13 protein-coding genes are annotated in these 17,738 nt (G+C 46.0%); 9 read left to right on the top strand and 4 right to left on the bottom strand.

The window, feature by feature from the left end:
* Nucleotides 1-9: 9 nt before the first annotated feature.
* From BRW63_RS17630 to BRW63_RS17665, 8 genes are all read left to right on the top strand, one after another.
* The gene (locus BRW63_RS17630) at nt 10-1,287 is read left to right on the top strand and encodes an ABC transporter ATP-binding protein (protein WP_223257419.1); all 1,278 of its coding nucleotides are present in this window, start codon (nt 10-12) and stop codon (nt 1,285-1,287) included.
* Complete coding sequence (locus tag BRW63_RS28370; protein ID WP_073073495.1) at nt 1,280-3,868, top strand: methyltransferase domain-containing protein; 2,589 nt, start codon at nt 1,280-1,282, stop codon at nt 3,866-3,868. The genes BRW63_RS17630 and BRW63_RS28370 overlap by 8 nt, the downstream gene beginning before the upstream one ends.
* Nucleotides 3,869-4,000: 132 nt before the next feature.
* Nucleotides 4,001-5,209: a glycosyltransferase family 4 protein gene (locus BRW63_RS17640; RefSeq protein ID WP_223257423.1), complete on the top strand. Its 1,209-nt coding sequence runs from the start codon at nt 4,001-4,003 to the stop codon at nt 5,207-5,209.
* A 50-nt stretch (nt 5,210-5,259) separates the two neighbouring features.
* Nucleotides 5,260-6,507 carry a glycosyltransferase family 2 protein gene (locus BRW63_RS17645; protein ID WP_073073500.1) on the top strand — a complete coding sequence of 416 codons (1,248 nt, stop codon included), beginning with the start codon at nt 5,260-5,262 and terminating at the stop codon, nt 6,505-6,507.
* Nucleotides 6,494-7,426 carry a glycosyltransferase family 2 protein gene (locus BRW63_RS17650; RefSeq protein ID WP_073073502.1) on the top strand — a complete coding sequence of 311 codons (933 nt, stop codon included), beginning with the start codon at nt 6,494-6,496 and terminating at the stop codon, nt 7,424-7,426. The genes BRW63_RS17645 and BRW63_RS17650 overlap by 14 nt, the downstream gene beginning before the upstream one ends.
* Before the next feature lie 194 nt (nt 7,427-7,620).
* Nucleotides 7,621-8,592 (top strand): GDP-mannose 4,6-dehydratase, encoded by a 972-nt coding sequence (locus BRW63_RS17655; protein ID WP_073073593.1) that lies wholly within the window; start codon nt 7,621-7,623, stop codon nt 8,590-8,592.
* A 32-nt stretch (nt 8,593-8,624) separates the two neighbouring features.
* Nucleotides 8,625-9,776, top strand: a complete 1,152-nt coding sequence (locus tag BRW63_RS17660; protein WP_073073506.1) for a glycosyltransferase family 4 protein — start codon at nt 8,625-8,627, stop codon at nt 9,774-9,776.
* A 12-nt stretch (nt 9,777-9,788) separates the two neighbouring features.
* Nucleotides 9,789-10,862: a glycosyltransferase family 4 protein gene (locus tag BRW63_RS17665; RefSeq protein WP_073073507.1), complete on the top strand. Its 1,074-nt coding sequence runs from the start codon at nt 9,789-9,791 to the stop codon at nt 10,860-10,862.
* A gap of 26 nt (nt 10,863-10,888) precedes the next feature.
* Here BRW63_RS17665 and BRW63_RS17670 read toward each other — a convergent pair whose 3' ends face one another.
* From BRW63_RS17670 to BRW63_RS17685, 4 genes are all read right to left on the bottom strand, one after another.
* A complete protein-coding gene (locus BRW63_RS17670) occupies nt 10,889-11,257 on the bottom strand; it encodes an EamA-like transporter family protein (RefSeq protein WP_073073508.1) in 369 nt (122 codons plus the stop codon).
* Nucleotides 11,258-11,356: 99 nt separating this feature from the next.
* Nucleotides 11,357-12,403 carry a zinc-dependent dehydrogenase gene (locus BRW63_RS17675; RefSeq protein ID WP_073073510.1) on the bottom strand — a complete coding sequence of 349 codons (1,047 nt, stop codon included), beginning with the start codon at nt 12,401-12,403 and terminating at the stop codon, nt 11,357-11,359.
* 285 nt (nt 12,404-12,688) lie between these two features.
* A complete protein-coding gene (locus BRW63_RS17680) occupies nt 12,689-15,274 on the bottom strand; it encodes a polynucleotide kinase-phosphatase (protein WP_073073512.1) in 2,586 nt (861 codons plus the stop codon).
* The gene (locus tag BRW63_RS17685) at nt 15,271-16,665 is read right to left on the bottom strand and encodes a 3' terminal RNA ribose 2'-O-methyltransferase Hen1 (RefSeq protein ID WP_073073514.1); all 1,395 of its coding nucleotides are present in this window, start codon (nt 16,663-16,665) and stop codon (nt 15,271-15,273) included. Before BRW63_RS17685 ends, BRW63_RS17680 begins: the two co-directional genes overlap by 4 nt.
* 283 nt (nt 16,666-16,948) lie before the next feature.
* Between BRW63_RS17685 and BRW63_RS17690 the strand changes: the two genes are divergently transcribed.
* A complete protein-coding gene (locus BRW63_RS17690; RefSeq protein ID WP_073073515.1) occupies nt 16,949-17,692 on the top strand; it encodes an LmeA family phospholipid-binding protein in 744 nt (247 codons plus the stop codon).
* Nucleotides 17,693-17,738 lie beyond the last annotated feature (46 nt).

The raw sequence follows: 17,738 nt of genomic DNA on the forward strand, positions 1-17,738 counted from the left end.
ATGGGTGAGATGGCTATTTCTCTCAAAAATGTCTCGAAATGTTTTAAGCGGTATGATCGTCCGGTCGATCGCTTGAAAGAACTTTTGCTGCCCGGAAGAAGTAGAGCAACCGAATTTTGGGCACTGCAAAATATTAGTTTAGAAATTGGTCAAGGAGAAACTTTAGGAATTGTTGGGCAAAACGGGGCCGGCAAAAGTACACTGCTGCAAATCATTGCTGGAACGTTAACGCCCACCACTGGCACCGTAGAAGTCAAAGGTCGAATCTCTGCACTGCTCGAACTAGGAAGTGGTTTCAACCCAGAATTTACGGGGCGGCAGAACGTATTTTTTAACGGGCGACTTTTGGGTTTGAGTCGCGCAGAAATCGAAGATAGATTCGACGATATCGCTAAATTTGCAGATATTGGAGACTTTATTAACCACCCTGTCAAAACATACTCAACCGGGATGTTTATTCGCCTGGCGTTTGCAGTAGCGGTGAGTTCTGATCCTGATATTTTGATTGTCGATGAAGCATTAGCTGTTGGAGACATCTACTTTCAACAGAAATGTTTTGAAAGAATCAGAAAACTGCAAAATTCGGGGACGACACTACTTTTCGTTTCTCACGATCCTACTTCTGTTTATAAGCTCTGCGACTCAGCAATCTTGTTTGAGTCAGGAAACGTAATTTTGAAGTCCACACCTAGACAAGTATTGGATTTATATGAAGCAAATTTGCTCAAGAGAAGTGATACCCGTCCTGATGCGTTAGAGATTCAAACTTCTCCTCTTAGCGCCTCGCTGGAATTGATCAATGACTCTTCTGAGGAAGAGGTTGCGGTGGTCACTCCTGAAGTCAAAATTCAGTCAGTTAAACTGTTAGATGCTGACGATCGCCCTACTGAGTCGATCGTCAGTGGGCAATTCGTTCAAGTCTCCATCAACATTTTGTTTCTTCAAGCTTTTGACGACCCGATCGTTGGCTTCAAAATTAGAGATAAAACAGGAGCAACTATCTTTGTTGATCACACTTTCAACATGGATCAGCATATTGGACAGGTCAGCAAAAACACTTCTATCAACGTGCGGTTTCAGTTTCAAGTGCCATTGAGTGAAGGCGAATATACGGTCACAATTGGAATTGCAGATAGCGGATATGGTGAAGGGCAATTTGAGCGTGCTTTAGCTTATGTCCACAACACTGCGGTTTTGAAAATACTTTGTGACAAAGAGGCAAGTCGTTGGGGAGGAATTGTAAACCTTAACCCAACTGTGAAGATTTACAGGCAGGCCCATGTTTGAAGCGATTATTGAGCAATTTCAACAGGCAACGTACGACTTTCGAGACACGGCGAATCCTCAAGATCCGCTAATTCATTTATTTGATGAGTGGTTAGAGTATTATCGGTTGAAATGGGCGATCGCCCACGTTCTGAAGCCCACTTCAATTTTAGAAGTCGGCGTGCGGTTTGGCTATTCTGCTGCGGCATTTTTGCAGGGCAGTCCTGAAGCAACCTTTGTCGGCATTGATCTAGATACCGATACTTTTGGCGGCACAAAAGGCGCAGTCCAATGGGCAGAAAAAATTACGCAGTCCTTTAGGGCAGAGTTTGTAATTGCCGACAGTCAGCAGATGGATCGGTTTCCGGGCGGCATCTACGACTTGATCCATGTCGATGGTCAGCAAGACGGGGCTGGGTCGTTCCACGATTTGCGACTGGCTATCAAGCAAGCCCATTATGTTTTAGTGGATGGCTATTTTTGGACTCCTCAAAACTATACCGCTGTCAGTGATTTTCTCTACCGCTATGCAGGCGTTCTAGAGTTTTATGGGGTGATTCCTGGCTATGCAGGTGAACTGTTGATCAAAGTTTCTGACCAGTATTTGGCAGAGGTCAGTCAGGGCATTCACGACTCGGTGAGAGAAAGTACAACCATTCGCCAAACCTACACCAGCGACTATTACACCTTGGACTGTGGCGGCTATGACTCCTACAAACAATACCAGGGCAAAAAACTCGCAGATCCGAGACTTCAGGCAGTGGCTGCGATCGCAGGCATCAAGACCCAGGGCAGATTTCTAGATTTGGGCTGCGGACGAGGTGAACTTGCCTACCACTTCGCTCAAAAAGGTTTCACTGTCACCGCAATTGATTATTCACAAGCTGCGATCGACCTGGCAGAAAACTGCTTCGTTGGAGAACCAGAACTGAGAAAAAACGTCGAGTTTCAGTGTGATGATGTCTGCACTGCCCCGCTCAAAGGTCACTACGATGTGGCGATCGCCTCCGATGTGATCGAGCATCTTTCTGTCGCGGAGGTCGATCAACTCTATCAACGAGTTTCAGAGCATCTCACCCCAGACGGACTGTTTATTCTGCACACCTATCCCAACCTCTGGTACTACAAATACGACTACCCGCGTAAAAGAAAAATTGCGGCTTCAGTCGGGGCTTATTTGTCGATCGAACCCCGGACTCGCTACGAAATGCTGATGCATATTAATGAGCAGTCTCCCCAAAGTCTCAAGCGACAGTTGCAGCAGCAGTTTCAGTATGTTCTGCTCTGGTTTGGCAATCCGGCTGATCCGGGCGGCAGTCTGTTGAGCAAGTTTTCGATCGCTCAGATGCGATCAGCTCCCAGTTTGTTTGCGATCGCTTCCCATCAACCCATTTCCCCAGAGCAGGTGAGGGCTTGCTTACAAGGTCGCTCTGTGACTCCAACAGGATCTCCAGCCATGAACACGACATTGCCAGCAGCCACCCCGATTGAGAGTGACTCCTCAAGTGCTTTAGTTAGCGTAGGCGAAATGACAGACAGTCAGTCTACCCAAGCACTCCACTTGGGGGACCACCTCAGCACTGCCACGGTCAGCCATCTAGAAGCAGTGCTCGACAACGCCGAGTCCAAATCTCAAATTCGCACAGCGCTTCCGACTCGGTTCAATCATTTTCCATTCAACATCAGCCAACCGCTTCAGAAATTTGCCTTAAAACTCTACTCATTTCTATTCAAAGAACAACGAGCTATCAACTTTTCTCTAGTTGAAGCGCTTAGAGAATCTTTGAGAATGAATCAGCAGTTCAGCAAACAATTGACTGCTCTAGAAATGGAATCAAGAGAAACGTCTCAGAATTTAGCCGTTCTTGATTCTCAACTTTCTTCTCTCAACGCTAGTCTCAAGGAAACCGCAGATGAAGAACGCTCTCTTGATACGTTCTATGCCGTTTTTGAAGACAACTATCGAGGCAGCCGCGAAGAAATTTCGAGACGGCTGGAGGTGTATCTCCCGTTAGTTGAAGCCGCAAATATCGGCAGCGATGATTCTGCAATTCTGGATGTCGGCTGTGGGCGCGGCGAGTGGCTAGAGCTGCTTCAAGAAGCTGGACGGAAAGCGCGAGGCTTAGATATTAATCAGATCATGGTTGGTCAGTGCCGATCGAGAGGATTGGAAGTTGCAGAAGGAGATCTGATTGAATATTTGGAGAGCTTGCCCGATGGTAGTTTGGGTGCAGTCACCGGATTTCATATTATTGAACATCTCCCTTTTCCAGTTCTCATGAAGCTGTTTCGGGAAACGGTCAGAGTGCTCAAACCTGGAGGATTGGCGATTTTTGAAACGCCAAATCCCCATAACTTTTTCGTCAGCACCCACAATTTTTATCTTGACCCGACCCATCTCAAGCCTCTGCCTGCTTCTTTAATGAAGTTCATCGCCGAGCAACAGGGATTGACAAATGTGCAGATCATGGAGCTTCGCCCTCACCCCGAAAGTGCCCACATTGTTGAGAAATATCAGGCGATCGGGGTAGAGTTGGCAGAGATTTTGGGTCAGCATTTCTATGGGTCAGGAGATTACGGAGTGATCGGCTACAAACCGTAATTGGGTGAAAATATCTGAGCAGGGAACAGGTAAAGGATCTTGATTGCAGATGTAGCGACCATTAGTTATTAACATCAACTATCGGTGTGTGAGGGTATGGGCACCAAATCATCTTTGAGAATTGCTGTGGATATGCTTTCTGTGCTTTCAAATGGCGAAAATGGAGGTTCTAAAGTCTTAGTCTTGACTCTCTTTAAGCAACTGCAAACCTTGGCTCCCCAATATAGGTTCTTTTTACTCACGGCTCCTTGGAATCATGCAGAACTGCTGGAGTATGAGACTGCCAACACCCAATGTATTCCGATTGGCTCTTCAGCTCCGCCTGCTGATTCTCCGCCTAGCGATCTTAGGGCTATTCGGTTTCTAAACAAGGTAAAGCGTAAAATTCGAGGCAAGCTGAAACGATTTTATCCAAAGAAATCTCTGCTAAAAGAGTACGAAATTGACTTACTTTTTTGTCCTTTTTCAGCCACAAATTCCGCAGAGAAGGGTATTCCAACCGTTGCGATTGTCTATGATTTGCAGCATTTAGACTACCCCAGTTTTTTCACCGATGAAGAACGGCAGCAGCGAGATCTCTTTCTCGGTAATCTACTGAAAGTCGCTCAAAAGTTGATCTGCATTTCAGAGTTTAGCCGTCAATCTTTTTTGACCAAGCTGAATGCGCCCGCTGAGAAATTATCCGTTATTCATATCTCGGTTCACGATCGTTGGGCAGGTTTAGACCCAGCAACTGTCATGGAAAATCTTCAGGAATTGGGGTTGGACGATCGCAATTATGCCTTCTATCCGGCTAACTATTGGCCCCACAAAAATCATCGAATGCTGTTGGCTGCCTACGAAATTTATCAGAAGAATTTTCCAGACAACACGCTGAATCTAGTTTTCACCGGGGCACTCAAGCAGGAAGAACAAAAGCTTCGAGAGATGGTTGCAGAAGCTGGACTGAGCGATCGCGTTCATTTTCTCGGATACTTGGGTGAAGCTCAACTAGAATCAGTTTGGAGAGGATGTCAATTTTTGGTCTTTCCGTCGCTGTACGAAGGCTTCGGAATTCCTATTTTGGAAGGAATGGTTTTTGGTAAACCAGTGCTGTCGAGTACTGCGGGAAGCCTGCCAGAAGTCGGAGGCGATGCCGTGATTTATTTTGATCCAAAAAACCCTGAAGAATTGGCAGATTGCTTATCTCAAATTGATCGTAACGAAGCTACTGCGATCAATTTGATTGACAAAGGCTACGAACGGCTAAAACTGTTTGAATCAGAAAAAATGGTGCAGGAATATCTCGAAGTATTTTCGGAAGTTGTCCGCAAGCAGACGCACAGGAATAGACTGACATAGTATATACTCATTCAGGTACTTTTTCGATTCGTCAACACCCTTCATCACCTGTGAGCTTAAAATTCAGCGTTATTACCCCTTCATACTCCCAAGGTCGTTTCATTGAACGCACCATTCAGAGCGTCTTAAAACAAGATGCTGATATTGAGTATGTCATCTGTGACGGTGGCAGTAAAGATGAAACGGTGGAGATTTTGAAGCGGTATGAAGATCGACTGCGCTGGGTGTCGGAACCCGATCGCGGGCAGTCAGATGCCGTTAATAAAGGCCTTGCTATGACTAAGGGCGAGATCATCGCCTGGATCAACTCCGATGACGTTTACTATTCAGGTGCTTTTAGGCAAGTTCAAGCAGTTTTTGAAGCGCATCCAGAGGTAGAAATTATCTACGGAAACGCCGATTATATTGATGAATACGATCGCCTGATTGAGCCTTATCCAACAGAAGCTTGGAACTATAAACGACTCACTAGAGTCTGTTATCTCTGTCAGCCTGCTGTGTTTTTCCGACGGAGTTTAGTCGAGAAGTATGGAAACTTAGATGTTGCCTTAGACTACTGCATGGATTATGAGTTGTGGTTGCGTTATGGAAAGCACATCAAATTCTACTATTTGCCTAAAAAACTAGCCGCTTCAAGACTGTATAAGACCAACAAAACTCTAGGACAAAGACTCGCCGTTTGTACCGAAATCAACGATATGCTGCGTCGTGAGATTGGCATTGTTCCGAGCCACTGGATTTTCTGCTACTCTCATGTGAAGTTAGATCAAACGTTGAAACTGGATCGAACCCAACCAGAACAGGAACGGCAGTTCATCAACGAATTAGTCAAAATTAGCTTCTGGTCATACTGGCACTGGAAAAGTTTGATTTCTCCCAAAGCAATCACCAAAATTTTTCTTTGGTGGGTTGCTGCTAATGCGATCGTCCTCAAAACTCCAATTCGGAAGGGGCGAAGTGTGCTGAAAAGAGTTGCTCAACCCGTTTACGAAACTTTGACAAATCCTCTATATAAAAGAATCAAAAGCGAAGTAGTAAATGAAGTTCATAATGAAGTTCATCAAGAGCTAAAACGGATTCGTCAAAATAATTTGGAGGCTCAGAAAACCCATTTAGAACTGCAAAGTCAACTTGCTCAAAAGCTAGCAGACGAATTAATTCACATTTATATGATCGTCATTGATGTAAAGCATCAACAATCAAACGAAAAGTTGAATGTCACTGTTCTCGATGAGTTAGCAAAGCTTCGTGAGAGCATTCAAGATTTGAGTATGACAAAGAACAATGACAGAGAATGATCGTCTTCCAAAAGTTAGTATCGTTACGCCTTCTTATAACCAGGGAAAGTTCATTGAGAAAACGATCGCCAGCGTTGTAGCCCAGAGTTATTTGAACATTGAGTATGTTGTGGTAGATGGTCTCTCAACAGACGAAACGATATCGATTCTTGAGCGATATCAAGAATTAATCGACACCACAATTATTGAGGCAGATGAAGGTCAAACAGATGCTTTAAATAAAGGGTTTAAGTATTGCAGTGGTGATATTATTGCCTATCTCAATTCTGATGATTGCTACGCCAACTCAGACACTATTGCCACCGTTGTAAACTACTTCAATCAGCACCCCGACGTTGACGTTCTCTACGGGCAAAGGCATTCGATTGACGAAGACGGCTGTTTCCTTCACTGCGATCCTTATCGACCTTTCTCAGAGCAAAATTTTTATTTGAGCGACTTTATTCCCCAAGAATGTACATTTTGGAGAAGAAGCATCTTCGAGAAGGCGGGTGCTTACGTAGATACTGAATTTAAGTTTGCAATGGACTATGAACTATTTCTACGCTTTCTCAAGAACGGGGCGAAATTTCTAGCTATTCAAGAAGTGGTGGGATTGTTCAGAGAGTATCCCTCCCAAAAATCAGCTCACTTATGGCATTCAACAGGGCTTCCTGAAATTGCCAAATTGCATCAGCTTTATCTAGGAAGACAACTAGAAGAAACTGAAATGATTAACTATAATAAGGAGCATTTCTATAGAGTGAATCCAGGGCACTTTCCAGAAATTTTTGAGTTTTACGAAAACTTTTGGCACGTTCTGATTGCTCACAGAATCAATGTTCTTAAGCACAAGCCCATTGATGAATGGATGTTTCATATACAGGAAGTTCACCAAATTTTTAGCGATCGCAAAGCGCACAAACTTCTGGCTTTTTAGTCGATCGTTCAATCCGACGGGGCACGGCCTGCCATGCCCCTACGCTTTTTGTACAGGCATGGCACGGCATTGCCCTCATGCGGATTTGTTACAGGAAGGTCGATCGCGCCCAAGTTTGAAGTTTTGGTAAAGAGGTCTGAATGTTGTACGTTTATGTGTAAACAGCTAAGTAGAGTTCAGCAAACTTGAAAAAAGTGCAAAAAAAAGCTCTCATCACAGGACTCACAGGTCAAGACGGTTCATATCTAGCTGAACTTCTTTTGAGCAAAGGCTATCAAGTTTTTGGTCTGGTTCGTCGCTCTAGCTCTGGGAAGGTCGATCGCATTCGTCATCTCTCTGGCGAAGTCACGATTCTCTCTGGCGATTTGCTCGATCAATGTTCGCTGATGGATGCGATCGAACAGTCTCAGCCCCACGAAATTTACAATCTGGCTTCTCAAAGTTATGTGCCCATCTCTTGGACTCAACCCGCACTCACGGCAGAATATACGGCTTTGGGAGTTTCTCGATTGTTAGAGTCGATTCGTCGCTGCCACCCTAGCTCACGGTTTTATCAGGCTTCGAGCAGTGAGGTGTTTGGCCAGCCCGACGAGTCTCCTCAAACTGAGCGAACAGCGTTCCGTCCTCGCAACCCCTATGGAGTCGCTAAAGCCTACGCTCACTGGATGACCATCAACTACCGCCAGCAGTATGGTTTGTATACTTGCTGTGGAATCACCTATACTCACGAGTCGCCTCGCCGAGGCACAGAATTTGTGTTTCGCAAAATTACGCAGGGAGCCGCTCGGATCAAACTAGGGCTGGCAAGTGAGTTAAAACTGGGCAACTTAGAAGCGCGGCGCGATTGGTGTTATGCCAAAGATGCCGTTCATGCGATGTGGCTCATGCTTCAACAAGATCAGCCCGACGATTACATTATTGCCAGTGGTGAAACGCACTCGGTTAAAGAGCTTGTAGAGTGTGCGTTTGGATGTGTTGGGCTGCGCTGGCAAGACTATGTTTCGGTTGACCCGTCTTTTTATAGACCCGACGAAGCCGTGCAATTGGTCGGTTCGATCGACAAAATCTGTAAGCAATTAAGCTGGCAGCCTCAATATCCGTTTGAGCAGTTGGTGGAGTTGATGGTTGACCACGATCTCAAAGAACTGACAGACCGCAAAGCCTAGAATGGTGACTTGATCAGAAAGTTTTTTGAACGATGTTGAAGATTACGATCGATGCCACTCCGTTGTTGCCAAAACCCAGTGGCATCGGGTTATATGTTGCGGGGTTAGTTCAGGCATTAGAGAGCTTGAAATCTGAGGAAGCTTTTGAGCTAGATGTAGTTTATCAACCAGGGCTAAAAAACTGGTTGAAGGGTAATCTTTCGTTTCCAGAACATCTTAGAAGTTATTCAAACCTCCGATTATTTCCGTTTCCGGTCAGACTAACCAATTCTTTTGTTCAATTTCCTGGCTTATTCATTCCTTATTTTGAACGCTGTTTTGGCGCTCCAGATATTGTGCATGGAACAAACTACACTGTTTTTCCGTTTCGGCACAGTCAGCGAGTGATGACTATCTATGATTTGACGTTTATTCGCTATCCTCACTACACAAATTCGACGGTTGGCGCTTATGCGGAGCGAGTTAAAAAATGTCTCCAGTGGACAGATTTAATCTTCACGATCTCGCAAAGTTCTAAAAACGATATTGTCGATTATCTAGGAGTGAATCCTGACAAAATTTGTGTAACTCCTTTAGCAAGTCGATATAGCGTTGATCCTAGCTTTAATTGTTCGCCAAAAGAGTCTATCCATTACGATTTTTCAAAGCCTTATATTTTATTTGTGAGCACGATCGAGCCTCGCAAAAATATTATTAATCTGATAGAAGCTTTCGATTATTTAAAGCAAAAATACCGCCTTGATCATGACCTGATATTAATTGGTCAGAAAGGATGGTTATATGAGCCAATCTTTGAGCGAATGGCGCGATCGCCCTACCAAAAATCAATTCATCATTTGAGCTATCTCTCTGATCAGCTAGTTGCTTTGTTCTATTCTAAAGCGGATGTTTTTGTCTACCCTTCTTACTATGAAGGGTTTGGAATGCCTGTTTTAGAAGCCATGACTCTAGGCGCACCCGTGGTCACTGCAAACACTTCTTCACTGCCTGAAGTTGCAGGCGATGCGGCGCTTTTTGTTGAGCCAAATGATGTGACTGGTTTAGCAGAGGCAATTTTACGGGTGGTCAGCGATTCTCACCTGCGGAATGAGTTGATCCAGAAGGGGCGCGATCGAGCGAGGTGCTATTCTTGGGAAAATACTGCCAGAGAAACGCTAAAAGCTTATAAACTGCTAATGTCGTAAATTGTTCAGGTCGTGTTTGATCAGCTACTCATCAACCTGTCTTTTTTAGCAGATAAACCCACAGGCCACACCGTCTATGCCAAAAATTTACTTCCTGGCTTGAGAAGTTTAAACCCGATATTGCTAACTTCGCAAAGTTTTCCTGATCATCGTTGTTACTCAATTCCTGATAATTTGACCCCCGATCAAGGAAGTAAAGGGCATCTTTCACGGCTTTTGTGGACTCAACTTAAGCTACCAAACCTTTACAAAAAGCTGAAAGCGAGTCTGTTATTTTCTCCCATTCCTGAAGCTCCACTTTTCACCAATCTTCGTTATGTGGTCACATTGCATGACTTGATTCCGCTTCGGTTTCCAAGGGCTTCATCTCCTCTAACGCCTTATTTCAAATATTATGTTCCTCAGGTGTTATCTCAAGCCGAACAGATTATTTGTGATTCTGAAGCGACTGCAACAGATGCCATAAATTTCTTTGACATTTCCGTTAAAAAAACCACGGTGATTCCCTTAGCTTATGATGCTGATCATTTTCGCTGTTTAGATTTACCAACGCGCAATTATTTCTTATATTTGGGTCGCCATGATGCTTATAAAAACCTGCAACGAGTGATCAAAGCCTTTTCAAAACTGCCCAATCACTCTAGTTACGAGCTTTGGATCGCAGGGCCCTCTGATCAGCGCCACACTCCAATTTTAGTGAATCAGATCGCTAGCTTGGGTTTGACCGAGCAAGTTAAGTTTTTGAGTTATGTCCCTTATGACGAGTTGCCGATCGTGTTAAATCAAGCGATCGCGCTCGTGTTTCCAAGTTTGTGGGAGGGATTTGGTTTGCCGATTTTAGAAGCTATGGCCTGTGGAACCCCGGTGATCACCTCAAATCTGTCATCAATGCCAGAAGTCACGGGAGAAGCCGCGCTGTTGGTTGATCCCTATAATGTGGGAGCGATCGCCGATGCTCTACGCCAAGTCAGTAGCGACTCCAACTTGAGAACCCACTTACGTCAACTCAGCCTCGACAGAGCCAGTCAATTTAGTTGGGCAAAGACCGCAGACGCAACGGCTACCATTCTCAAGCAATTTCTGTAAATAGGTTTTAGAACTGAACCGCCGCTCTAATCTCGTGAGATTAAAAGAATAACGCCACAAATAATCAACCCCATACCTGCAACGCGAGTCAGCGGAATTGGCTCGTCAAAAATAAATTTGCCCATCAGAACGGCAAAGATATATTGCAGAGCCACCGCCGGGCCCAAAACGCTTAGTTTCACACGAGTCAGCAGCAAGATATAGAGAACTGCGCCAACCCCATAGAAAACCAGACCGATCAAAAGTTCAGGCGTTGTGGCAATGCTAAGGACGTGACCCAGAAAGTTTCCAGTGTTTACTCGTCCTAGCTTTTGCGCTCCTGTCTTTAAAAAAAACTGTCCGGCTGTGCCTGCGGCGATCGACATCAAAAAGAAAGCAAACTCTTGAAAGGTCACGAGAAATCCTTCGGTGAGACTTTATTGAATGGGTTCGAGTCAGAGATTTCAAGACCTAGGAAAATATCTTAAAATCTCCGAGAACTATAACTCAAACAGTTAGGGAAAAATCAGAATTTTGTAGGTTTCTGGCGTTGGAGTGATTGCCCGATCGACCGCCATTGCCAAATCTTTGAGCGGGTAGCGATCGCTGATCAGCGCATCGACATCAATTCGACGGTTAAACACAATCTCTGCCGCCAGTGATTGCACTCGATAAGACGAACTATAGCTGCCCATCAAATCAATTTCTCGGCGATATAAAATATTGGGATTAATCGGAATCTCCAACTCATCAGGAAACTCTGCAAAAAAGAGAATTTTGCCGCCTTTACGAGTGCAATCCAATGCTTGAAAAAAAGCTTTGTCACTGGGAACCGCCAGCAAACTGACATCTACGCCCATGCCCTGAGTCAGTGAGTGAATTTTATTCACTAGATTTGGGTCACGAGCATCGAATGCGGCATCGGCTCCGACATTGAGGGCTTTTTCCATCCGAGAGGGCATCAGATCGGTGGAGATTGCCCGCGCTCCAAAATATTTCACCAACATGATGAACATGAGTCCGATCGGGCCTGCACCCGTCACCAAAACGGTTTGACCTGGAGCAATTTGCGCTTTTTTGACGGCCTTTAAACAGCAATTGGTCGGTTCTACAAAACTGGCTTGCTCAAAGGTCACATCGTCGGGAATGATCATCAGTCCCCCGTTGCGAACAATGTGACCGGGGACTTTCACATACTCGGCAAAGCCGCCACCGCTGGGCGCAAATCCGGCTGTGGTCGTGATGTTTTTGTAGACCTCACACATTGAGAAATTTTCGTTAAGGCAGTAAGCGCAGTGCATACAGGGAATGTGATGTAGGACGACGACACGATCGCCCATCTGCCATTTTTGCACCTCAGACCCGATGGCAGCGATCGTGCCAGCAGTCTCGTGTCCAAAAATTCGCGGCGGCTCATAAAGCGGATATTTGATCTTCTTAATATCCGACTGACACAAGCCTACGACCTGAACCTGCACTAAAACCTCATCTGCTCCGATCTCTGGCAGTGGCACCTCTTCATAACTTAGTTGGTCAACTCCCCGAAATACCTGCGCTTTCATCAGTCAAATCCCTTGAATAACTCTCCGATAGTGACTTTACCATTAGCGAGAGAGCCGCATGAATATGAGGTAATAAAGAGAAGACCCTCATCCCCAACCCTGTTCCTGCATTGGCATAGTTTCCCGGACATTCAAGATAATCGCTTCTCCCCAAGGAGAAGCGAGAAGGGAGAAAATTAGGCTCTGGTCCCCCTCTCGCCCTTGTGGGAGAGGGGCTGGGGGAGGGGTAAAGTCTCTCGCGACAATGAAACTGCCCTACGTCGGATTGAACTATCTCGGCTTGGCTCAAAGACGAGGATCAACGGGTTCGCTTTCTAGTGCCAGAATGCCAAACACGCATTCGTGAACGCGACGGAGCGGCTCTTTGGCAACAAATCGTTCTAGTGCCTCAACACCGAGGGCAAATTCTCTCAGCGCCAGCGATCGCTTCGCCGACAAGCCACGCTGCCGCAATCGCTCTAAGTTTGCAGGCATCGAATACTCTGCGCCATAGATAATTCGCAAATATTCTTGACCTCGACACTTCACCGCAGGCTGAATTAAGCCCCGATCGCGCTGAACCACAAAATCCAGTGGTTTGATCACCATTCCTTCTCCACCTTGCTGGGTGAGGGTTTGCCACCAATTTTCTCCTGCCTCTTGGCTCGTCGGGTCGTTCAGATCCACAACCTGATAGGCGGTTGCTATTAATAGCTGTGGATCGGCTTGAGCAATCTTAGCAATGTGGTGCAAATGCCAAAGGTGAGTTTTGTCTAGATGCACGGCTCCCTCGGTGGCGAGAATGTGGAAGGGAGCCAACTTGAGATCGGCGATCGTGTTAACTGACCAGCAATAGCGACGATAAGCCGCTACATAGCGATCGGCGAGGTGCGATCGCTGCTGATAGTGTTGCAGATGAGACTCGACCTCTACGCCTCGCTGTTGGGCTTGTTTGAGCAGCGCCACGGCATCAGTGAGCGCAACTCGTGCTGCCCGTCCAACCGGAGCGTATTGCTCTCGCAGAAGTCCTTGGGCTTTTGCTGACCAGGGCATCAGTTCGCAGTCGAGACACACCCAATCGGTTTGAAATTCTTCCCAAAAGCCACTATTTGAGAGGGCGGTTTGTACGCGGGTCAAAAATTCGGCTTCTAGGGCGGAGTTGTCAAAAAATTGCCGTCCGGTGCGGGTGTAGCAGATGCCTACACTGCCATCGGTGACTCCAAAGCGTTTGCTGGCAGCTTCGATGTTTTGACAGACGATCGTGACTGCTCGTGACCCCATGTGTTTCTCTTCGCAGACCACTTGGGCGATGCCTTGCTTGCGATAATAGGCAAACGCTTGGGCAGGATGCTCTAAAAACTCAGGTTGAGTGGAAGTCTCGACGGGCGACATGGTAGGCGGCAAATAAATCAGCCATTTTGGATTGGCGGCGAATCGACTGATCACTTCTAAAGCGGCGATCGCGTTCTCTTCTCGAATCGTGATGTTGCGCTGCAATCGGGTGGAAATGATCCGTTTGCCCAACACATCGGTAATGTCTAACACGCCATCGACTTCTTGTTGAGGCGTTAATTCACCCGCGGCTTGAGGAACGATGAGCGGTCGGATCGGTTCGCAGTAGACGCGATCGGCAGGAACCGACACCAATTGTTTTTCGGGATAGCGCAACGCCGTTAGTCTTCCGCCAAAAACGCAGCCCGTATCAATGTTGAGGGTGTTGTTTAGCCAAACAGGTTCGGGAATCGGCGTGTGTCCATAGACTACCATTGCGGTGCCCCGATATTCAGATGCCCAGTTATAGCGAACGGGCAGCCCAAATTCGTCGATTTCTCCGGTGGTTTCTCCATACAGCGCAAATTCTCGAACTTGCCCCGAACCGCGTCCTTGATAGGCTTGCTTCATGCCAGCGTGGGCGACGACCAGACGGCCTTCGTCTAGCACGTAATGACTCACGAGCGAATCGAGAAATTTTTGAAGGTCTTGCACAAAGGGCGATCGAGTTTCCTCTGATAACGCCTCAATTTCGGCGAGGCTTTGCTCTAACCCGTGATTAACTCGAACGTTTTGACCTTTGAGCTTTCGCAGCAGCTTGGAGTCGTGATTGCCAGGAACGCAGAGCGCATCGCCCGTAGCAACCATGTTGGCAACGAGTTTTAAAGTATCGAGAATTCGGGTGCCGCGATCGACCAAATCTCCTAAGAAAACAGCTTTTCGTCCCTGCGGATGCCGATAGCTGGCAAAGTCCGCAAATTGGCGACTTTCTGCGGTGGGTATCGGATCGTATCCCAGCGTTTGCAACAGCGCTTCTAATTCATCGCAACATCCATGCACGTCACCGATGATGTCAAAGGGCCCGTGTTCGTGTTTGCGATTAGTCCACAGAGGTTGACGCTCGATCCTTGCTGATTGAATGTCTTCTAGCGTTGACAGAATGTGGACGTGACGAAATCCTTCCCGTTGTAATCCTTTCAACGATCGCTGAATATTTTGTACATGACGACGCACTACATGAGCACCAAAAGCACGATCGGGGCGTTGCTGATTGCGATCGTGGCAGAGTTTCTCAGATAAATTCAGCACGATCGCGACGGGAATGCAGTGATATTCACGAGCGAGTTTAATGAGCGTTTTACGATCGTCTGCCTGAGTGTTGGTGGCATCGATCACAGTCAGCTTTCCAGCGGCTAGTCGCTTTGCCGTAATGTAGTGCAGCACATCAAACGCATCGCGGGTGGCATCTTGGTTCGTTTCGTCGTCTGAGACCAGTCCGCGACACGTATCCGAGGAGATAATTTCGGTCGGCAAAAAGTGGCTGCGGGCAAACGTCGATTTACCAGAACCCGATGCGCCAATCAGCACGACTAAAGAAAGTTCAGGAACGGTTAATTTCATAGGACTGATTGCTCAAAAACTGCCATTTGGGTCGGTGAACCGACGATCGGATCGTTGCTGCCAATTCCTTCAAACCTAACGGTATATCCGAACTCTTGACCAACGCGATTTGCCCAAGTTTGAAGCTCCTGCCGAGTCCATTCAAAACGGTGATCTTTGTGACGTAGGGTGCCATTAGCGAGGGCAATAAATTTAACGTTATATTCCACATTTGGCGTGGTGACGATCGCGACTTTAGGGCGAGAAAACTCAAAAACTACGCGCTCAAGGGCTGCTAGTCGAGGCAAGTCTAAATGTTCAATCACTTCGATCAGGGTTGCGCCTTCATAGCCATCCCATCGGCGATCGCGGTAAGTCAGCGCCCCTTGCATGAGTTGAATTCGCTCTCGCTGTTTGGAGCCTAGCAATAATTGGTCAAGGCGTTTTTGGGCGGTTTCGAGCGATCGATACGAGACATCGATTCCAGTGATCTGCTCAAAGAAATTGTCTTTTGCTAAAACTCGCAGAAGGTTTCCTTCTCCACATCCTAAATCAATGACTCGTTTCACAGCACACTGTTTTAGCGTTGACGTAACCATCTCAAGTCGTTGCTGATTTAGACTAACCGATTTCTCAATATCAGCTTCTTCCTGATTGTGAGTGTCTTCAGCAACGTCTAAATTAGGTGTTTCCTCAACGATTAACTGAGCTAATGCAGCTTGTGTAAGAGTCCGTTCTCGTTTGAGATATTGTCGCGTAATCTGCACTTTCTCAGGATGTGTTGCTAACCATCCGTCTCCATGTTGCAACAGCTTCTCAATTTCTTCTTCTCCTACCCAATAGTGCTTATCCTCATCCAACACCGGAATCAGTACATAAAGATGACTCAATAGTTGTTTTAACTGTATTTTTGCATCTAACTCAACGCTAAAATAGCGACTCTCGCCCCATTCAGAAAACTGTTCGTCTAGCGAATGCTGTGTCGTCTTAACAGTGTATCCCAAAGGTTCAAATAGCTGATGCAAAAAATTCTGTCCTTGACGACAGGGCACCATCGATAGCGTTGCCTTTAGCGGAATTGCACGAGTCACCAAATCGGGGCGATCGTGACTTCGACCCGACAGCGCCGAGCCAAATATTTGAGCGATCGCCACACTCAAAAAAGATGACGCGACATAAGGGCGATCGTTGACATACTGATCCAGCGAAAAACCCGATTTACCTCGCACCAATCGTACCGGATCGATTTCTAACAGCAAAACGGCTGTGCAGCGATCGACCGTTGCTTCTGAATAAAAAACTTGTGCCTGCCCAAAAGACAAATCAAAAGTTTGACAACGATCGGGGTGTTTGTGCAGCAAATATCCTAAGTCGGTTGCTGGAGAATGGGTGGTGCTAATCGTCAGAAGCATGAGAGGTTTAGTGTCCGTTTTCAGTCTCGCTTTTTCGACTTTACTCTAGAATCTCTAACTTTAGGAATACTTAATCTTTATAACTTCTATCTCGGTCTATTCCTATAGATACTTTTTAATTATTTAGAACGCTGATCAAAAAGTGTTTTTCGTGGCGATCGTCACTCGATTAATCTCACATTTCATTCCTAACAAAAAAACGCTGTTCCCCCACAGTGCAGATACTAAGCTGGTTATACATTAATAGACTAGTAATCAATACAACGAATGTAGGCAGCCACCCATGTCAGATCAACCTAAATTAGAAGAGCAAGCCCTTTCAGAAGCACTCAAACTCGGACTGTCTAGCCAACTAGACGAAGCTGAAAATATAGGGGTGCGTATCGAAACTGATCTCCTAAAAGTGGTTCAAGGGAAAGTAGATTTTGTTGTGGTAGAAGGGCAAGGATTAACTATTCAAGAAAACATTCGTTTAGAGTCAGTAGAACTGCACACAAACCAGATTTCAATTAACCCTTTGAGTGCGCTTTTAGGAAATATAAAACTCGATCAACCCGTCGATACAACCGCACGAATTGTTCTCACCGAAGCAGATATTAATCAAGCTTTAAACTCAGATTATGTGAAAAGTAATCTGCCTCCTGTAGAACTTGATGTTGAAGGAAAACGAGTGACGATCGCCCTAGACTTCCCCCTGGAGATGCGTTTGCAAAGTGTTGGAAAAATTCATTTTAGTGGAGCAATCAGCATAAGCGAAGTGGGCGAAACCCGCTCAGTTACGTTCGCTGCCGTTGCGTGCCCTCGCACTGACACCCAGCCAATTTTGCTAGAAACCTTCTGCTGCGCCCCCGGACAGGGAGTTTCAATTCCCTTCATGATCGTCTTACTGAGCAAAGTTCAAGAACTCGTTCGTCAACCGTATTTTCAACTAGAAGGGGTTTCACTGCAAATCAAAACCATGCAAGTCGAACCGGGAAGTTTAACGGTAGAAGCTCAAATTCACGTCAACCAAATTCCTAATCTTTAGATTTGAGAAAAATTAAGCTTTCCTCGCTTTTTCTTCACCCGATTTT

Origin of the sequence: Phormidesmis priestleyi ULC007, assembly GCF_001895925.1 — a bacterium.
Lineage (GTDB): Bacteria > Cyanobacteriota > Cyanobacteriia > Leptolyngbyales > Leptolyngbyaceae > Phormidesmis_A > Phormidesmis_A priestleyi_A.